The organism is Bacteroides sp. D1 (assembly GCF_000157095.2).
Taxonomy (GTDB): Bacteria; Bacteroidota; Bacteroidia; order Bacteroidales; family Bacteroidaceae; genus Bacteroides; species Bacteroides xylanisolvens.
The window spans coordinates 157,086-178,000 of record NZ_JH114332.1; the positions used below are offsets into that span (position 1 = coordinate 157,086).

Here is a 20,915-nt window from a genome sequence, read left to right on the forward strand (position 1 = left end):
GCTAAAGATTGCATGATACTACAAGTATTTTTCTATCTTTACGCCACAGAACCGAGTGATATGATGAAGAAAACCTTAATTTCAGTAATTCTTTTGTTAGCTATTGCGTTCTCAACATACGCGCAACAGCACTGTTTTTTCACCCACTATTCTACTGAAGATGGACTATCCCAAAATACGGTGATGAACATCTTGCAGGATCACAAAGACAACCTTTGGTTTGCCACCTGGGATGGTATCAACCGTTTCAACGGTTATACTTTTAAAACATACAAGGCCCGTCAGGGAAACTACATCAGTCTGACCAATAACCGCGTAGACCGTATGTATGAAGATCGTTACGGCTTTCTGTGGTTGCTGACTTATGACAACCGTGTCCATCGTTTCGACCCGAAGACAGAGACATTCGAGCAAGTGCCTGCTGCCGGAGAGGAGGGGAGTGCTTTCAATGTGCATACCATTGAAGTGATGCCCAACGGAACCGTCTGGCTGCTGACAGAAAACGACGGGGCCATCCGCATCCTGACGCATCCGGATGAGAATAATCGCTTGACATGGGATATTTATTCCAGCAAGACAGAACTGTTTCCTTCTTTACATGTATTCAAAGTTCATCAGGATAAAGCCGGCAATGACTGGTTGTTGACGGATAATGGCCTCGGTATGATCCATCCCGGAAAGAAAGAGCCGGATTCTTATTTTACGGAGACAAAAGGAAAGTTTGGCGGAATGAACCAGGCTTTCTATGCTGTGCAGGAACGTGATAAAGATATTTGCTTCGCCTCGGATCATGGACGTATCTGGTCTTATCAGAAAGAAAGCGGAGAATTTACGTTGATCGAGCTTCCCACAAAAGGACAGATCACCTCCATTCATCCCATTGCACCGGACGTATCCGTTATTACTACCGATTCGGATGGCTTCTTTACTTACAACCTGCGAACAAAAACAAACGTACATTACTCGTTCCTGACTTGTAAGGCGTTACCCGCAAAGCCGATCCTTTCTGCTTATGTAGACCGTTCTTCGGAAGTGTGGTTCGAACAGGAAGAACCGGGTGTTGTAGCTCATTTTAATCCCTCGACCGGAGTGGTGACCCGTGAGCAAATTCCTATAGAATACAGCAATCCCGAACGTTCCCGTCCGGCTTTTCATATCCATGAAGACGTAAACGGTTATCTTTGGGTACATCCTTACGGAGGAGGTTTCTCTTACTTCGATCCTCAAAAAAAATGCTTGGTTCCTTTCTATAACGGACTGGGCAGCCGTGACTGGCGTTTTTCCAATAAGATTCACTCGGCCTTTTCCGATAAACAAGGTAATCTGTGGCTTTGTACCCATTCTAAAGGATTGGAGAAAGTGACTTATCGAAATGTACCCTTTGCGATGATGACCCCTATGCCTCATGAACACGAATCGTTGCATAATGAGGTACGTGCCCTGTGTGAAGATAAACTGGGAAATTTGTGGGTTGGCTTGAAAGACGGCATACTTCGTATGTATGATGTCGGCAAAACTTATAAAGGATACCTCACCGAAAGCGGCACGATCTCTACCACCGGTACTCCCATGCTGGGAACCGTTTATTTTGTTATTCAGGATTCAAAAGGAATCATCTGGATTGCGACAAAAGGAGACGGCCTTGTTCGTGCCGAGCCGATTTCTTCCAACGGAATGTCTTATAAGCTGACCCGTTATCTTCATCGTGAAGATGATATGTACAGTTTGAGCGATAATAATGTATATTGCGTCTATGAAGATCATTATGGTCGTATCTGGCTGGCAACTTTTGCCGGAGGTATCAATTATATCACGGAGAATGAAGCTGGAAAGACATTGTTTATCAATCACCGGAACAACCTGAAAGGTTATCCCATCGATCCTTGTTACAAAGCTCGTTTCATCACTTCCGATAACAACGGACGCTTGTGGGTAGGAACAACTACGGGTGCCGTTGCTTTTGATGAGAATTTTAAGAAACCGGAGGATGTGAAGTTCTATCATTTCTCCCGTATGCCGAATGATACGCAAAGCTTGAGTAATAATGATGTCCATTGGATTATCTCCACCAAGAAAAAGGAACTTTACCTGGCTACTTTCGGCGGCGGACTCAACAAGCTGGTATCTATCAGTAAGGACGGTCACGGAGAATTCAAATCATATTCCGTATTGGATGGTCTTCCTTCCGATGTCCTGCTTTCCATTCGCGAAGATAGTAAGCAGAATCTATGGATTAGTACGGAGAATGGAATTTGTAAGTTCATCCCCTCTGAAGAACGTTTTGAAAGTTATGACGAGCGTAGTATCACTTTCCCCGTACGTTTTAGTGAAGCCGCTTCGGCATTAACTGCTAAAGGAAGCATGCTTTTCGGTGCCAGTGGCGGAGTCTTTATATTTAATCCTGACTCTATTCGTAAGAGCAGCTATATCCCGCCTATCGTATTCTCCAAACTGACAGTGGCTAATGAGGACATTACCCCCGGCGGCAACTCATTGTTGAAAGTGGATATTGACGACGCTGATAAATTGGTACTTTCGCATAAAGAGAATATTTTCTCCGTTCATTTCGCGGCACTCGATTATACCAATCCGCAGAATATACAGTATGCTTATATTCTCGACGGATTTGAAAAACAGTGGACCTTTGCCGACAAACAGCGTAGCGTGACTTATACGAATCTTCCGAAAGGAGAGTATGTGCTCCGCGTCCGTTCTACCAATAGCGATGGTGTATGGGTGGATAACGAACGTATCTTGGATATTGTCATTCTGCCTTCTTTTTGGGAAACGCCGATAGCATACGTGCTTTATATACTTTTTATTCTGATTATTATTCTTGTGGCCGTTTATATCCTGTTCACCATTTACCGGTTGAAGCATGAAGTGTCGGTCGAACAGCAGATTTCGGATATAAAACTGCGCTTCTTTACGAATATATCCCATGAGTTGCGTACTCCGCTTACGTTGATAGCAGGTCCGGTAGAGCAGGTTTTGAAGAATGATAAATTGCCGGCTGATGCCCGCGAACAGTTGGTGGTGGTTGAACGGAACACCAGCCGTATGCTTCGTCTTGTCAATCAGATATTGGACTTCCGTAAGATTCAGAACAAGAAGATGAAGATGCAGGTACAGCGTGTGGACATCGTTCCTTTCGTGCGCAAGGTGATGGATAATTTTGAAGCTGTGGCCGAAGAGCACCGGATTGATTTCCTGTTTCAGACGGAAAAGGAGCATCTTTATCTTTGGGTGGACGCCGATAAGCTGGAAAAGATTGTATTCAATCTGCTTTCCAATGCATTTAAGTATACGCCGAATGGCAAGATGATAACGATGTTTATCCGTGAAGATGAGAATACAGTTTCTATCGGTGTACAAGATCAGGGAATTGGTATCGCGGAAAATAAAAAGAAATCCTTGTTTGTCCGTTTTGAGAATCTGGTAGACAAGAATCTTTTCAATCAGGCTAGTACGGGTATCGGACTTTCATTGGTGAAAGAGCTTGTGGAGATGCACAAGGCTACAATTTCCGTGGATAGTCGTTTGGGAGAGGGAAGTTGTTTCAAAGTCGATTTCCTGAAAGGGAAAGAACATTATGATAAGGAAACCGAGTTTATCCTGGAAGATGCGGAAGCTCCGGTAAGGATGGGGCAAGTGGTGGATATAGCCAACTCTTCCATTCAGTCTGAAACGCTGATACCCGATGATTCGGAGAAAATTGAAGCTGTTTATGAGGAAGATACTGCGAAAGAAGAAAACTCCAAAGAACTGATGTTATTAGTTGAAGATAATCAGGAGTTACGTGAATTCTTGCGTAGTATATTTACTCCGATGTACAGGGTAGTGGAAGCTGCCGATGGTAGGGAAGGAGCGAATAAAGCATTGAAGTATCTTCCGGATATTATTATCAGTGACGTGATGATGCCCGAGAAAGACGGTATTGAAATGACGCGTGAACTGCGTGCGGATATGACAACCAGCCATATACCTATTATCCTGCTTACTGCCAAGACTACGATTGAAAGTAAACTGGAAGGATTGGAATATGGTGCGGATGATTATATCACGAAACCTTTCAGTGCTATCTATCTGCAGGCCCGTGTGGAAAATCTGTTGATGCAGCGTAAGAAACTGCAAAGTTTCTATCGGGATAGCCTGATGCATATCAATATGTCTGTTACTTCCGGCGAGTTGCTTGCGTCGACAAAGGCTATGGCTGAAGAGGAAAAAAAGATAGTGTCGGAGCGAGAAGAAGAGCAAACGCAATTACAGTCACAACAGCAACCGACCATTCCTGATATGTCTCCAAATGACCGTAAGTTTATGGATAAACTAGTGGAATTGATGGAGCAGAACATGGATAATGGAGACCTCGTAGTGGATGATTTGGTACGTGAACTGGCTGTCAGTCGTTCCGTGTTCTTCAAGAAGCTGAAGACATTGACAGGATTGGCACCTATTGAGTTTATCAAAGAAATACGCATCAAGCGTGCTACGCAACTGATTGAAACCGGAGAGTTTAATATGACGCAGATTTCATATATGGTCGGAATCAACGACCCGCGTTATTTTAGCAAATGTTTTAAGGCGCAGGTGGGTATGACACCAACTGAGTATAAGGAAAAAATAGGTCGGTAATACGTAGTAACAATCTCTTTGTTTATTCTATTTTTAGGAAATAAATGATTTAAGAGACTATTCCTATGGACTTCTCAATTCATGTATTCCAAACTCAAAGTGTATTTTATATGCTTTGTTTGTAAACGTTCATTTGCTTGGGAGTGTATATTAAAAAAGTAGGGCGAGTGTATATATTCAAATATACATTCGCCCTATCTTTTTTATATGTTTTTTATGTAAAACCTATATTATTCACTGAACCATTGAGGGTCGCCTGCACGGTTCTTGAATAAAGCGTCTTTAATTTTGAAATTACCGTTTTCAGGATCTTCAAAGAGTTCGGCAGATGTTTTGCCATATTCGGTGCACATCGCTTGTGCCTCACTGTGCCATGCGCAATCGGTGGTATACCAGTTGTCGGAAGTCTCTTTAACGATACTCTTTACGCTACATAGTTTGTTTTTGGCATCGCTGCTACCACAGTTGGCGAATAAGCATTTTGTGATTCTGATATCGTGTAGTTCCACTTTGTTTGCATCAATAAGGTGTTTATTGCTAGCTTGAACACAAGTATAGAATGTACATTGCTCGATATTAAATGTGATAGAATGCGTTGTATTTTTTGCTGTTAATGTAAATGTCGCTCCGTTAGTAGCTGCTACATCATTAAATGTGCATTTACTAATATGAATGGAATTCAGGTTTCCCGTCATGTCTTTAGTGTGGATGACACCATACGAACCGATTTCACTGAAGGTGGTATTAGTGAATTCGATGTTGTTGATGGAACAACCTGTACCACCGCCTTGCACACGCAATATACCACGAGTTTTGGATACCTTGCATTTATCGAAGGAAATGTTTACATCCGTTGTCATGGCATCTTGGTTAATCATGTAATCGCTGCCTTTGCCATTGTTGTAGAGGTTCATGTTATAAAACTTGATAGAAGTCGTGTTTTCTGTGGCTGTCACTTCTTTGGGCTTGAAGTTAGGCTGTGCTCCACCGGAGGCACCCCAGAAGATAATTGCATTTACCGATGCGGGAATGCTAAGTTTTTCCGTACGTTCGAAAGTGCTTCCAGCAGGGAAGACGAGCACTACATCTCCTTGTTGTTCGGCAAGAACTGCATCAATATCATCGCCCTCTTTCAGGTTGGCTATGTTGTATCCTTCCGGAAAGTCTTCTGTTGTTTCAAATTTACAGTTTCCTCTCAACTTCTGATTGTTATAGATAGAAACTTTGTAAGTGGTGGCAGCTTTGAGTCCTGTCAACGTAGCTTGACCTGCATTCTTCTCGTTGGCGGTGATGTCGCGGCGTGTCTCCCCTTCGGTAGATTCGATGAGGAAGTGGGTAACGTCCACTCCTGCAGTCCAGTGGATGGTGGCGTTCTTGCTGGTCACGTTGCTGCTGCTTTCGATAATTTGTTCGCTCTTTGTGGTGAAAGTGCCATCCTCCAAGGTGCACCATTTAGACGGTTGGGCAGATTCGGAACAGGAACGCAGACGCAAGTAATACGTCGTTTGCTCTTCTAATCCTGTGATACTGTAAGGGCTGCTTGTAATGCCTTTGTCTTCTCCGTAGATGATAGAGCCTTCTTGCAGTTCGTCATTTGTAAATTCGTTTTTATTTACCTCTATGATATAGTAGTCGGTGTTGGGAGTTGCGTTCCAAATAACCTCTGCTTCGAATGTTTGGGGAGTAACCGCAAGATTGTTGCTGCGGAATAAGCGGTTGTATCGTTCGTCCGAACTCCAGTCATTACTTTGGTCGCAAGACGAAAATGAAATAACTGTTAAGCAAATGATGCTTAATAGCGTGTGTATATTTGTACTAATTTTCATAATAATCGTTTTTATCAATTAGAATCCGTATGAATTGGCTAATGTTCCGTTTGATTCTGAAATCGTTTTACTACCTAGTGGAATCAAATGCCTGTTTTTTACGGTCTTGTTCAGACCTGTGCTAACATAGTCCGTTAATCCCGAAAGGTTGGAATCATTGGAGGTGCTTCCGTCCTCTTTGAACACTTCTTGCTTTGTAGTTGCGTCTTTCTCTATTTTTCCATTTGGGAAGGTTCCCCAGCCCGGAACGTATTTCCAGTTGGGATCAGTGGCGTTCTTTATGGCATTCTTGACATCCAATTCGTTATTGATTTCGTTGACAAAGGAGGGATATTCATACCAGCAAATACTACTCATGTCGATGGAATATTCATCATCAGCTTTCATCTTATAGAAGATGTATTTTGGAGCTATGGTAGTGAGTTGGCGGTAGTCTTCTTTGAATTGGTCGATCTTCTTTGAGAGTAATCCCCAACGAATCAAGTCATATTTGCGAACACATTCTCCGGCAAATTCCCATGCGCGTTCATCCACGATGGCGTTGAAAAAATCGTCACCTGATGAGATAGCAGCTACATACGCTTGTGCATTGGCTTTGTTGTCGAACGCGCGGCTGTGAACTTCTGTCAGTGCGGTACGGGCTGTCATGGCAGTTCCCCCCAATGGATTGGCTGCATCAGCTCCATACAGTTCGTTCATAACTTCAGCATACATTAATAGTATGTCGGAATAACGCATTGCAATCCAGTTGATGCCATATCCGATTTTTGCATCGCTCGCACGGACAGCATTCAGCCATTCATCGTTCATTTTGCGGATGTCCCATTTTGCTACATAGATACCGAATGGGGCGTTTTTCTGCATATTTTCTTTGATGTGCCCGTTTTCTTCTTTGAGTTCATAAGTGGCACATGTGATGTCACGACGCAGGTCAGAGTGGTCGAACGACCAGAAGAACGGAGCGGTTAATTTCACTTTTCCGCTTGAGTTTCCTTTAGCACCGTAGTAGCTGCTTGCACCGCTGATTCTCACGCCAATGGTATATCCCATTTCTCCGGATTTATTCAGGCCGTGCGCTACTTCGTATAGGTTTTCTTTATAAGTATTGTCCAACTTCCGCTGGTTTACTTGGAACCATTGGTCTGCATACGAAGGATTCAACTTGTGTACACCGCTTCCAATAACAGCTGTCAGATGTTTCAGTGCACGTTCATACAACAGTTTTCTTTCTGCTTCTCCCGGACGTTGGGTAGGGTATGTACCGTCAGAGCCGGCAAGTGTCTCGTAGCCGGGTTTGGAGGATTCGCGGATACTGTAGCCGGCTTTGGCAAGGGCGATGCGGGCGAACAAGCCGTGAGCAAAACCTGCAGTGGCATGTTCGGTCGTATAGCCGGATTCGCCTGCCCAAGGGAGATAGTTTGCAGCTTCTTCCAAGTCGCTCAGCAATTGTTCCATAATATCGTCTCGGTCGCTTTTGGCTACATATAAATTGGAACCGTCTACCTTGGTCGTTTCGAATTTCATTGGCAGGTCTCCATAGTTTTTTACAAGGTCAAAATAGACCATGGCACGGATGGTGAGTGCCTCACCCAAGAAATTAGCCATCTTGTTGCGTGCCGGATTTCCTTCTTGGAACAACTCGCTGGAACGGATTCCTTCTACGACAAGATTGGCGTCCTCAATAATGGCGAAACAGTTTTTCCAATTGTCATCCAGTTTTGACCAGGAACCGCTGATGCTTTCTCCATTGTAATTACCTAAAGCGCGCTCACTGGATTCGGTGAAAGAAGCTGGTTTGTTAACGTCGGCATCTACTAGTTCAATATCTGTATTGAATCCGAAATTCAGAGGGATGCGGGCACCATAAGTATGGTCGAGGGTAAGCCCTGCATATACTTTGTTCAAACTTTGTTCTGTAAAAGTAAGCGAGTTGAAAACCATGTCGCCTTTGATTTCGGAAGGAGAGCTTTGATCTAAGAAATCGCTGCAAGAGGTGATGCTCAGTAACCCCATTCCTCCAATGATGTATTTTATAATTGATTTCATATATGTATCTGTTTTAGAATGTAACATTTATACCACCTACAAATGAACGGCTTTTAGGATAGGCCGAATAGTCTATGCCCGGAGTCATAGGTGTTTTGCGACAAGTGTCTACTTCCGGATCGGCACCGGAATATTTAGTGAAGCAGTAGAGGTTGTATCCTGTAAAGTAGATACGCACATTCTGCATTTGTAGTTTTTGTACGAAAACTTTCGGCAATGTGTAACCGATGGAAATGTTGTTGACACGCAAGAAGGCACCGTCTTCTACAGCCCAGTCCAAAAGTGGAATCTGTGTGATGGAAGCAGGGTTGAATATGCTGGCACCAGCATTTATTTCATTTAGACGGTTGATGGCATAGTCGCTTCCAAATTCGTTGATATAGCTTTTGGAAGTCATGTCCATTCCGTTGGCAGGGTCAATCCAAGTGTAACGTTTGCTAAGGTTGAATTCATTGTTCAGATTCCAATCTTTTTTTGTGTCACTATAGAATCCGGAAGCAAGTTTGGTAGCGTTGATAATTTTGTTTCCCAAGGAATAGTTAAAGAATGCACTTAAATCAAAGCTCTTATATCGTGCATTGATACCGAAACCGCCAGTTATTTTCGGGATTGTATTTCCAAGGCGTTCTTTCTCGATTTTACCATCTGCATTTGCTTTCAGTTTGGGTGATCCAGGACCGAAATTATTGACTTTCATACCCGATTCCGTCGGATTGACACGTCCTTCCTTAAGTTTCCATCCATTATCCCAAGTAAAGTCTTCTGTAGTATAGAAACCATCTAGTTTATAACCGTATACTTCACCCAGTCTTCCACCTTCTTCAATTAGGAAATCATCGATACCAGCGATGAGACTGCCGCCCCAGCCACTGCTTTGCCAGATTTTATTTGTAGGCAGTTTGTCAATTTTAGCTTGATTATAAGAAATGTTGAAGTTGAAATTCAGACCGAAATCTTTTTGGTCGACAAGGATAGCGTCTAAAGCAAGCTCAATACCTTTGTTGGAGGTTTGACCGAAATTCTGATATTGGAACTCATAACCAGCTCCTTTGGGGAGGGTAGTTTGCATCAACAAATCTTTGGTCGTGTTCCAGTATGCATCTAAGCTACCGGAAAGGCGTCCGTTCCAGAAGCCGAAATCCAAACCTATATTACGAGTGAGCGTTGTTTCCCATTTCAAGTTCGGGTTGGACAAGTTTTTACCTCTTTGCAGAACCACGCTGCTTGTATTGTTGAAATAGATATGTTTGTCTCCCGAACCTGCTAGTGAGTAAGTTGTTTCTAGCGACCCGGAGGGAATCCGATTGTTTCCTGCCGTACCGATGCTTAAACGAAGTTTTAAGTTGGAAAGCCATTCTTGGGCGTTTTTCATGAAAGCTTCGTCGGATATACGCCATGCTAAAGCCAGTGATGGGAAGTATCCCCATTGATTGCCGGAGGCAAATTTGCTGGAGCCGTCTGCACGCATGGTGAAAGTCATCAGGTATTTATCGTTAATGGTGTAGTTGATACGTCCGAAAAAAGAGAGCAAGTTGTCTTTGATACCAATGTATGTATCTGTGGGGAGTGCCTGACCTTGTCCCATATTAGCAAGTACTTCTTTTATTGACATGTTTTTAGGGAAACCTACAGATGTCATTGTTGTTTTGTGGTCGTAACTGCTGGATACTTCATGACCTAACATGACATTCATTCTGTGGTTCAAATTGAACATCTTATCGTTATTATATGTTACAGTATTGGCGTTTCTCCAGTTCTTGTTGATAAGTTTGGTTAATAACGCTTGGGGCATTCCCGGATTTCCATATTTACTGTTGTTTGTAGCTTCCACCCCCCATACTTGGTCAGTATTATTGTATTTCCATCCATATCCGAATTCGCTTCTGAATTTAAGTCCTTTTACGGGTTCCCAGTTCACTCCGGCATTGTAGTTTTGTTGGAAGCGGCTAACACGTTTGTAAGTCGCGTTCAATATTTCGATAGGCGTGTAACGTGCGTTATTTACGTTTTCATCATCGTCACTGCTGCCGCTGATTAATTTTTCAACAGGAGCAAATACTACAGAGCGTGCGTTTACAGAAGTGGTTGCACTCGATTGATTGTCGTCTGCACCGCTTCCGGTTCCTTTTACTTTTTGATAGGATAAACGGGCATTGAAGTCAAATGTTAGCCATTTGTTGATTTTTGTATTTATTTTAGCATTGATGTTGTCTTTGGCAAAACCTGAGTTCAACATGATACTTTTTTCGTCGTTACGTGAATAACTGATATTGAATTTGGTATCTTTGTTTCCACCACTGACACTAATATTGTATTGTTGTTGATTACCGGTGCGACCAAATATTTCTCCTTGATAGTCGGTGTCTGTGTATGATTTATAAATCTCCAGATCGTCAAAGGTGCCATAATTAAAACTTTTTTGGTCTAATTCTTGTTGCCACATCACAAACTCATACGGATTGAGTACATCGACCATCTTGGTCACTTTGCGCAAACCGTAAGATGCACCGAAGTTTACCTGCACCTTACCTTCCTGACCGGATTTAGTAGTAATGATGATAACACCGTTTGCACCACGGGCACCATAAATAGCAGTAGAAGAAGCATCTTTCAATACATCTACCGATTGAATATCTGTTGGAGCAATATCAGAGATACTTGATACGGGAAATCCGTCTACAATATAAAGCGGTGAATTATCTTGAGATAGAGAACCGCCACCACGTACGCGGATTTTTACGTCTGCATCAGGAGAACCTTCAGTCGTTGTGATAGATACACCAGCCATTTTTCCCTGTAATGCTTCTGATGCAGAAGATACCGGAATGGCAGCTATCTGTTTGGCACTAACGGAAGATACGGAACCAGTCAAATCCTTTTTTGCAACGGTTCCGTAACCAATTACCACAACTTCATCCAATGCTTGTGTATCATCGGAAAGAGTGACATTAATTTGACTTTGTCCTTTTACAGCAATATCCAGAGTTTTCATTCCGATATAAGAAATTGTAAGGGTTGCTTTTGAAGGAACCTTGATAGAATAGTTACCATCTAAATCGGTAATTGTACCATTGGTAGTATTACCTTTCTCTACTACAGAAGCTCCGATGATCGGTTCTCCTGTTGTGTCTTTCACATTACCTTTTACGGTAATTGTTTGCGCTGATACGCCAAGCGATATCGCTGCAAATAGCATTAGCAGCCAACTGCGCATGTTTTTCACCTTGTTAGACATTCTTTGCATGTTTATTAATTAATGGTTATTGTTTTGATTCTGTACTCACATTTAGAGTTAATTCCTCGGTACAAAAGTATATGAATGTGAATATAGATATGTGCAATATTTGTTTTTCACCTAGTATTTTTTGTTTTTTAATAGCCGGCAGGCATTTTTAGAATAGTTTTAAAACAAAAAATACACATACTAGCTTGAAAAGCCTTGTTTTATCGATTTTAATGATTTGGAAAAACAAAATTTGAACAAGACTTTTCTTTATCCTGCCTACTTTTGCCCTCATTAATCTAATAATGTATGAAAATGGATATAATTCTAAGTAAATGGTGTTTGGCCATTTTGTTTGCTTTTGGAATCCTGGCGTGTACTGATGGTAGTGACGCTAATGAGTTGCCTAAAGAACCTGAAGGGACTGGAGAAACTCAAGATGAAAAGATACCAGCTTTTCCTGGGGCAGAAGGACATGGACGCTACACAACCGGTGGGCGTGGTGGCGATGTATATATTGTTACTTCATTGGAGGACAAGTTACAGAACGGAACTTTACGTTATGGTATTGAGAAACTAAGCGGAAAACGTACAATTATTTTCCAGGTATCCGGAACTATTCATTTAAATGGTGATTTAAAGATTAAGAATGGAGATTTGACCATTGCAGGCCAGACGGCTCCGGGGGATGGTATTTGTTTGGCTGGTTATCCGGTTTTCTTGGAAGCAGACAATGTTATTGTCCGTTTTATGCGTTTTCGAATGGGAAATAAAGAAGATGTCAGTGCAGACGGAGCCGACGCCTTTGGCGGTCGGTATCATAGAAATATAATGATTGATCATTGTTCTATGAGTTGGTGTACTGACGAGTGTGTTTCTTTCTATCAAAATGAGAATTTTACACTGCAATGGTGTCTTATTTCTGAAAGTCTGCGTTTAGGTGGGCATACAAAAGGTCCTCATGGCTATGGTGGTATATGGGGAGGTATGAAAGCTTCTTTTCACCATAATCTATTGGCACATCATGATAGCCGTAATCCTCGTCTAGGTCCTGGAGTTAATTCGACAAAAGAGAATGAAATTGTTGATATGCGTAATAATGTCATTTATAACTGGTGTGGAAACTCTTGTTATGGTGGAGAAGCCATGCATGTAAATATTGTGAATAATTTTTATAAGCCGGGGCCTGCCACTCCTACTGGCACTTCTAAACGTGGACGTATTATCGCCATTGACAAAAAAGTGAGTGATTCGGATAAGAAATCATATCCGGCCATTTTTGACACTTGGGGAGATTTCTTTATCCAAGGAAATGTGGTGGATGATGGGCAAATTAATGGTGCGGCTGATTACGATCGTTGTATGAAGGCTACAAAGGATAACTGGGAGTACGGAGTTTATAATCAGTTTGATAAAAAGTATGGAACGTTGGATGAAGGTACAAAAAAAGCTCTTAAACGTACCACTCCTGTAGAAACAGGTACTGTTACCACTCATGATGCCCGTACGGCTTTTGAGCGTGTTATGGATTATGCAGGTTGTTCTTTGCACAGGGATAGAGTGGATGAACGTATTGTTCAGGAGACTCGTACCGGGACTGCGAACTACCAGGGAATGAACGAGCACAATGGTCAGGGAGTTGTTGAAGGTATTGATTGGAAAAGCGTGGGGTATCCAAAGAAAGGTATCATTGATAGTCAGGATGATGTGATTCCTGTTGGAGAATCTTCAGCATGGCCTGAATTGGTACAAGGTGTTATTCTGAAGGATTCGGATAATGATGGTATGCCTGATGAATGGGAAAAAAAGTATGGTTTGAATCCGAATGATGCTTCTGACCGAAATGGTAAAACAGTAGATGAGGAAGGAACATATACAAATCTGGAGATGTATATGAATAGCTTGGTACAAAAGATTGTTGAGGAACAGAATAAAGGAGGAGTGCAATAAATAAATTTGGTGTATTTTTGTATTATTCCATAAATAAAAATATGAATTTGATCTTTCGTTGTTTAACCGTTTTATTAACTCTGATCGGAAATGAGGCTGCTTTTGCCTCTTCTGGTATTGGTAACACTCTTGATTTTGGAGAGTTGGCTGCTTTTCCCGGAGCAGAAGGATATGGACGTATGACTACAGGCGGACGTGGAGGTGAAGTGTATATTGTTACTTCTTTAGCAGATGATGGGATGCCTGGCACTTTACGTTATGGTATAGAAAAGTTGGATGGTCCTCGTACTATCATTTTTCAAGTGTCCGGTACAATATTTCTGCATAAAGACCTAAAAATACGGAAAGGGAATTTGACTATTGCGGGACAAACTGCACCGGGAAACGGTATATGCATAGCGGGTTATCCGGTGACAAATTATGCTAGTAATGTAATTCTCCGTTTTTTACGTTTCCGTATGGGTAATAAAGAATGTGTGCATCCTGACGGTGCAGATGCTTTAGGAGGAAAAGGGGCAAGGAATGTGATTATAGACCATTGCTCTATCAGCTGGTGTACAGATGAATGTGCTTCTTTTTATGAAAATGATGATTTTACTATGCAGTGGTGCATTATTTCTGAAAGTCTTAGATTAGGTGGACATACCAAAGGTCCTCATGGATATGGAGGAATTTGGGGAGGTGAACACTCTTCTTATCACCATAATTTATTAGCCCATCATGATAGCCGGAATCCCCGTTTCGGATTAGGAGCTAAGGTACGTAAGAATGGAGAATGTGATGGTGATTATGTAGATTTTCGCAATAATGTGATCTATAATTGGGGTATGAACAGTTCGTATGGTGGCGAAAGGATGAATATTAATATAGTGAACAATTATTATAAACCAGGTCCTGCAACGGTGACAGGCTCTAAACGTGGACGGATTTTTGCTATAGATGCAACAGAAAATAGGAATGGGGGGTATCTGTGGGGAAAGTATTATATCGATGGTAACGTTGTAGATGGAGGGGCAGATGATAAAAACAGCCAAAAGGCTACAGCTAATAATTGGGAATATGGAGTTTACAATCAATTTTCGAATAATTATAAGAAAGTAGTTACGCAAAAAACTAAAGACTCGATTCGATTGGACAAACCTCATGAATTTGCATCGGTAACGACACATTCTGCTTTCAATGCTTATAAACAAGTGTTGGATTATGCGGGGTGTTCATTGCATCGAGATGATGTGGATGCACGTATTGTGAAGGAAACACGTACGAGAACAGCTGGATATAAAGGTTTGAATGTTCATAATGGAGAAGGAGGTATTTGGAAAAGTGAAGGATATCCGAAACCAGGATTGATAGATAGTCAGGATGATTTGCTCTCGTTAAATACTTCGGAAAATGTTTCCGCATGGCCAGTTCTTTTACAGAGAAGTACCTTGATTGATTCTGATAATGATGGTTTGCCTGATGCATGGGAGAGAAAATTCGGATTAAATCCTCATGATGCTTCTGATGGCAATGGAAAAACGATAGATAAATATGGCCAGTATACAAATCTGGAAATGTATATGAATAGTTTGGTGCATGACATTATTGAAAAACAAAATAGCGGTGGAAAAAAGTAATCTGCAAACATCGTATTAAGAATTATCTTTATCAGGTAAGATACTTTATAGTCAGTTTCACCGGTTTTTATCCGGCATTCATCGGAATTTATACCGGAAATCAACAGAAAAGGCTGTAGAAGCAGTGAGAAATGATGTATCTTTGAACCATTAATCAATTAGTAATAGAGACAATGGAAGAGAAACAAAAATTTCCCACTGCTACAGGCTTTTCCGGTAAAACACTGATAGCTTCGCTTTTTATCCTTTCCGGGATTCTGCTGTTTGCCCGTAATATGGGATGGATTACATCTGAAGTCTTCGATATGATCGTATCCTGGCATTCACTCCTTATTATATTAGGTATATATTCTATGATTCGCCGCCATTTCATCGGTGGAATCATCCTTTTGTTGATAGGTGTGTATTTTTTGATTGGAGGGCTTTCATGGTTGCCTGAAAATTCGCAGGCAATGGTATGGCCTATCGCTCTGATAACAGCAGGTGTCTTATTCTTTTTTAAATCCGGCAAGAACAGGCGGGGGCACTGGGCGCACCATCATGCCATGCAGCACCGTCAGAAGTGGATGAAGATGCATCAGGGACAACCCGGCATGAACTTTGAAAGTGAACAACAGCAGTCAGAGTCAGTAGATGGTTTTCTGCGTGCCGAAAATGTTTGGGGAGCTGCCCGTCACGTGGTGCTTGACGAATTGTTTAAAGGAGCTGTCATTCGCACATCTTTCGGAGGAACGACGATTGATTTGCGCCATACCCATATTGCACCCGGAGAAACATACATAGATTTGGATTGCAGTTGGGGAGGAGTTGAGATATATGTCCCTTCTGACTGGAAAGTCGTGTTTAAATGCAATGCTTTCTTTGGAGGATGTGATGATAAACGTTGGCAGAATGGAAATATAAATAAGGAGAGTGTATTAGTAATTCGGGGAACACTTTCTTTCGGAGGCTTGGAGGTTAAAGACTAGCGTATGAAAGCACATCCGATTATAGAATCTCCTTTTCGTTGGATTCCGATGCTGGTGCTGGCATTGATTCTGGTTGTATTCCAAGTAGCTTTAGTCTGTGGATACACCGGAAACGATTATCTTCCCGCTTTGGTAGATGGAATAGTAACGATCGGTTGGTTGGCGGCTATCGCCTATCTGGCATGGTTTGTGGTCGGTCTTGTCTCGTTGTTCCAGACGGATGTAATTATGATTATCGTTGGAAGTCTGCTTTGGCTGGCAGGAAGTTTTATGGTCTGTGACATAATGGTGAGAATTGTAGGAGTGTCCTATGTTCCTTTTGCGCAGACAATCCCTTTCCGGTTATTGTTCGGACTACCGGTTTTAATTGCCATTACTCTATGGTACCGCTTGATAGTCACAAAAGAAGAAGTACAAAATCAGGAAATGGAAAAAGAACTGGCTGTACATCAGGTGAATGTGGCTGAACAGCAGAAAGAGTCAGCCATGGAATGGGTAGATCGTATTACAGTGAAAGACGGCTCCCGGATTCATTTGGTGAAGGCAGACGAATTGATTTACATACAAGCATGTGGAGATTATGTGATGCTGATAACCCCCACAGGCGAATACCTGAAAGAGCAGACTATGAAGTATTTTGAAACTCATCTCTCTCCGGATACATTTGTTCGGGTGCATCGTTCTACGATTGTGAATGTTACGCAGATTTCCCGGGTCGAGCTTTTTGGAAAAGAAACCTATCAGTTATTATTGAAGAATGGAGTGAAACTTCGGGTTAGCCTTTCCGGCTACCGGTTGCTGAAAGAACGGTTGGGGATATAAAATCTGTTTATTCTGATTTTGTAATATACTATCACTACAGCCCTGTTATAAATGTTTCATCTAGCAGATCGGTTGGGTAATAGTATTGATCTCGTTTCTTTGTTTTGGAAAAGTGAAATGAATAATATTCGTTAAAAAAATCCTCTTTATAATCTTATTCAGAATATAAAGAGGATAATTTTATTGACAAGAGTTGCATGGGGTATGGTGAGATGAAATCATAATTGGGGAATAATTGCACAAGACTTTCACAAGTATCCTCCTGCCAATGCCTAAAATCATTACAAAGTTAATTAAATAGTTTTTTGAATAGCAATGTTTATTAATTTATCTTATGGAATTTATGAAATTTTTAATATATTGAAGATATTTTGTGTCAACTTTCCATAACTCGCTGATTTTGCTTATGTTTGTAGGTAAAATAAAGAAAGAAGTGAATGAACATGTCTACGCAGCTATTATATAATGATTTCCCTACTTTTTTGCGGAAATATTTTCCTTACAAGGTACAAAAGATTTCATTGAACGCAGGTTTCACTTGTCCTAATCGTGACGGAACAAAAGGATGGGGCGGATGTACATATTGCAATAACCAGACTTTTAATCCGGATTACTGCCGGACAGAGAAGTCTATCACTACCCAATTGGAAGAAGGGAAATGCTTTTTTGCCCATAAATATCCGGAAATGAAATATTTGGCTTACTTTCAGGCCTATACCAATACGTATGCCGAACTGGAAGGCTTGAAGCGTAAATATGAAGAAGCGTTGACGGTAGACGGGGTGGTCGGATTGGTAATAGGTACACGCCCCGATTGTATGCCGGAGAGTTTGTTGCGTTACTTGGAAGAATTGAACAAACACACTTTCCTTATGGTTGAATATGGGATTGAGAGCACTTGTGACGAAACCTTAAAACGCATAAACCGGGGGCATACTTATGCCGATACGGTGGCAGCCGTCCGGCGGACAGCCGCCTGTGGTATCCTGACAGGCGGACATATCATCCTCGGACTTCCGGGAGAAACGCATGATACGATGGTGGCACAAGCGGAAATACTTTCCGATCTGCCTTTAGCTACACTCAAGATCCATCAGTTACAATTGATTCGTGGTACACGAATGGCGCATGAGTATGATGAAGCTCCTGATGGTTTTCATTTGTTTAACGAGGTGGAGGAATACATTGGTCTGGTGATTGATTATGTAGAACATCTTCGTCCCGATATAGTTGTGGAGCGTTTTGTTTCCCAATCTCCTAAAGATTTATTAATAGCTCCGGACTGGGGATTGAAAAATTATGAATTTGTAGCGCGTTTACAAAAAAGAATGAAAGAAAGAGGTGCTTATCAAGGTAAGAAGTATAGGGATTCGGAAAAAAGGATTATTTTTGCAGACGATAAACTTACCACTGAATAAATAGCTGTTTGAGCAGAATATAGATGGTGGAAGAAATATAAATGGATTTGAAGAATGGAACATAAAACAAGAATTAAAGGAAATGTCCACTATGTGGGAGTGAATGACCGTAACAAGCACAGATTTGAAGGGATGTGGCCATTGCCCTATGGAGTTTCATATAACTCTTATCTGATTGATGATGAAATGGTGGCATTGGTGGATACGGTAGATATTTGTTATTTTGAAGTCTACTTGCGTAAGATCAAGCAAGTGATTGGAGAACGTCCTATTAATTATTTGATTATAAACCACATGGAACCGGATCATTCGGGATCTATCCGACTGATTAAGCAACATTATCCGGAAATTATTATTGTGGGTAACAAGCAGACCTTCGGTATGATTGAAGGTTTCTACGGTGTAACCGGCGAACAGTATCTGGTAAAGGAAGGTGATTTCTTAGCTTTGGGACATCATAAACTGCGTTTTTATATGACTCCGATGGTGCATTGGCCGGAAACGATGATGACTTTTGATGAAACGGACGGCGTTCTTTTCTCCGGCGACGGATTCGGATGCTTTGGCACTGTAGATGGCGGATTCCTGGATACGCGGATCAATGTGGATAAGTATTGGGGGGAAATGGTTCGTTACTACTCTAACATCGTAGGCAAATACGGAAGCCCCGTGCAAAAAGCTTTGCAAAAATTGGGCGGACTACCTATTTCTGCCATCTGTTCTACACATGGACCGGTATGGACAGAGAATATTGCCAAGGTAATTGGTATCTATGACCGTTTGAGTCGTTATGATGCAGACGAAGGTGTTGTTATTGCTTATGGAAGCATGTATGGAAATACGGAGCAAATGGCGGAAGCTATTGCAGAAGAGCTTTCGGCACAGGGTGTTAAGAACATTGTCATGCATAATGTGACAAAGAGCCATCCTTCTTATATTCTAGCGGATATTTTCCGTTACAAGGGATTGATTATCGGTTCTCCCACTTATAGCAATCAGATATTCCCGGAAGTGGAAGCGCTGCTCTCAAAGATTCTGTTGCGTGAGGTGAAGGGACGCTATTTGGGTTATTTCGGTTCTTTCACATGGGCAGGTGCTGCTGTGAAGCGTCTGGCAGAGTTTGCGGAAAAGAGCAAATTCGAATTGGTCGGTGATCCGGTGGAGATGAAACAGGCAATGAAAGACCTGACTTATACTCAATGTGAAAATCTGGCACGTGCCATGGCGGATCGTTTGAAGAAAGATCGTTAAAACTGTGAATGAGATAATAATTTATTAACTAACCTATAAAACAATCGACTTATGAGACTTATTATTCAGCCGGACTATCAGTCCGTATCTCTGTGGGCAGCACATTATGTTGCTGCTAAAATAAAAGCTGCCAATCCAACCCCCGAAAAACCATTTGTATTGGGCTGCCCCACCGGATCTTCTCCTCTGGGTATGTATAAAGCTTTGATCGACCTGAATAAGAAAGGAATCGTTTCCTTCCAGAATGTGGTAACATTCAACATGGACGAATATGTAGGATTGCCGAAAGAACATCCGGAAAGCTATTATTCTTTCATGTGGAATAACTTTTTCGGTCATATCGACATTAAACCGGAGAATACGAATATTCTGAATGGTAATGCTCCGGATTTGGATGCAGAGTGTGCACGTTATGAAGAAAAGATCAAGTCATACGGCGGCATCGACCTGTTCATGGGCGGTATCGGTCCTGACGGACATATTGCGTTCAACGAACCGGGATCTTCATTGACTTCACGCACTCGTCAGAAAACATTGACAATGGATACCATCATTGCCAATTCCCGTTTCTTCGATAATGACATCAATAAAGTTCCTAAGACTTCTTTGACAGTGGGAGTAGGTACTGTGCTTTCTGCAAAGGAAGTGATGATTATTGTAAACGGTCATAACAAAGCTCGTGCTTTGTATCATGCAGTAGAAGGTGCTATCACACAGATGTGGACAATCAGTGCATTGCAAATGCATGAAAAAGGTATTATTGTTTGTGATGATGCTGCTACGGCGGAATTGAAAGTAGGTACTTACCGTTACTTCAAAGATATCGAGTCTGCTCATTTAGATCCGGAATCTTTGATTAAGTAAGCATAAAATTGACTCTATAAAAAGAGAATGGGCTGCATCAGTGTTGAATTGATTGCAGCCCATTTTGTAGGGATATTCAGTAAATGTTCCTCTTTCTAAAAAATCAAGAGAAAAGCTTTGCTTTACGTGAGCTTTTCTCTTGATTTTTTCGTTCAACTCTCCCAGTCTTCTATCTTTTTTGTAGAATATTGTTTACATATTCTTGTTTTTTCCTTCCCACCCATGCATTATGTACATGTCTTTTTTAGGGGAAGTTAAAACCTCTCCTTGTTTTTCCTGTTATTTTAGTCAGA

The 20,915-nt window shown here is 41.6% G+C and carries 11 protein-coding genes; 8 read left to right on the forward strand and 3 right to left on the reverse strand.

Annotation, left to right across the window (positions count from 1 at the left end):
* Nucleotides 1–60: 60 nt before the first annotated feature.
* Nucleotides 61–4,635, forward strand: coding sequence for a hybrid sensor histidine kinase/response regulator transcription factor (locus tag BSAG_RS17845; protein ID WP_008771090.1), 4,575 nt, complete (start codon nt 61–63; stop codon nt 4,633–4,635).
* A gap of 230 nt (nt 4,636–4,865) precedes the next feature.
* On the opposite strand, the gene BSAG_RS17840 is transcribed toward BSAG_RS17845, so the two are convergent.
* From BSAG_RS17840 to BSAG_RS17830, 3 genes are read right to left on the reverse strand one after another with little or no spacing between them, the layout of a single operon-like run.
* Nucleotides 4,866–6,461, reverse strand: coding sequence for a DUF5123 domain-containing protein (locus BSAG_RS17840; RefSeq protein WP_004312811.1), 1,596 nt, complete (start codon nt 6,459–6,461; stop codon nt 4,866–4,868).
* 18 nt (nt 6,462–6,479) lie between these two features.
* Entirely contained in the window at nt 6,480–8,507 is a 2,028-nt protein-coding gene (locus tag BSAG_RS17835; protein ID WP_008017893.1) for a RagB/SusD family nutrient uptake outer membrane protein, read from the reverse strand.
* A gap of 13 nt (nt 8,508–8,520) precedes the next feature.
* Nucleotides 8,521–11,742 carry a SusC/RagA family TonB-linked outer membrane protein gene (locus tag BSAG_RS17830; protein WP_004312813.1) on the reverse strand — a complete coding sequence of 1,074 codons (3,222 nt, stop codon included), beginning with the start codon at nt 11,740–11,742 and terminating at the stop codon, nt 8,521–8,523.
* 297 nt (nt 11,743–12,039) lie between these two features.
* On the opposite strand from BSAG_RS17830, the gene BSAG_RS17825 reads away from it, so the two are divergent.
* From BSAG_RS17825 to nagB, 7 genes are all read left to right on the forward strand, one after another.
* Nucleotides 12,040–13,680: a hypothetical protein gene (locus BSAG_RS17825; RefSeq protein WP_004312814.1), complete on the forward strand. Its 1,641-nt coding sequence runs from the start codon at nt 12,040–12,042 to the stop codon at nt 13,678–13,680.
* Nucleotides 13,681–13,721: 41 nt separating this feature from the next.
* Nucleotides 13,722–15,299 (forward strand): hypothetical protein, encoded by a 1,578-nt coding sequence (locus tag BSAG_RS17820; protein WP_004312815.1) that lies wholly within the window; start codon nt 13,722–13,724, stop codon nt 15,297–15,299.
* 173 nt (nt 15,300–15,472) lie between these two features.
* Nucleotides 15,473–16,267, forward strand: coding sequence for a LiaF transmembrane domain-containing protein (locus BSAG_RS17815; protein ID WP_004312816.1), 795 nt, complete (start codon nt 15,473–15,475; stop codon nt 16,265–16,267).
* A gap of 3 nt (nt 16,268–16,270) precedes the next feature.
* Nucleotides 16,271–17,089 (forward strand): LytTR family DNA-binding domain-containing protein, encoded by an 819-nt coding sequence (locus BSAG_RS17810; RefSeq protein ID WP_004312817.1) that lies wholly within the window; start codon nt 16,271–16,273, stop codon nt 17,087–17,089.
* A 437-nt stretch (nt 17,090–17,526) separates the two neighbouring features.
* Nucleotides 17,527–18,507, forward strand: coding sequence for a TIGR01212 family radical SAM protein (locus BSAG_RS17805; protein WP_004312818.1), 981 nt, complete (start codon nt 17,527–17,529; stop codon nt 18,505–18,507).
* A gap of 54 nt (nt 18,508–18,561) precedes the next feature.
* On the forward strand, nt 18,562–19,758 hold the full coding sequence (locus BSAG_RS17800; RefSeq protein ID WP_004312819.1) for an FprA family A-type flavoprotein: 1,197 nt from the start codon (nt 18,562–18,564) through the stop codon (nt 19,756–19,758).
* A 51-nt stretch (nt 19,759–19,809) separates the two neighbouring features.
* On the forward strand, nt 19,810–20,622 hold the full coding sequence (gene nagB / locus BSAG_RS17795; RefSeq protein ID WP_004301540.1) for a glucosamine-6-phosphate deaminase: 813 nt from the start codon (nt 19,810–19,812) through the stop codon (nt 20,620–20,622).
* Nucleotides 20,623–20,915: the final 293 nt, after the last annotated feature.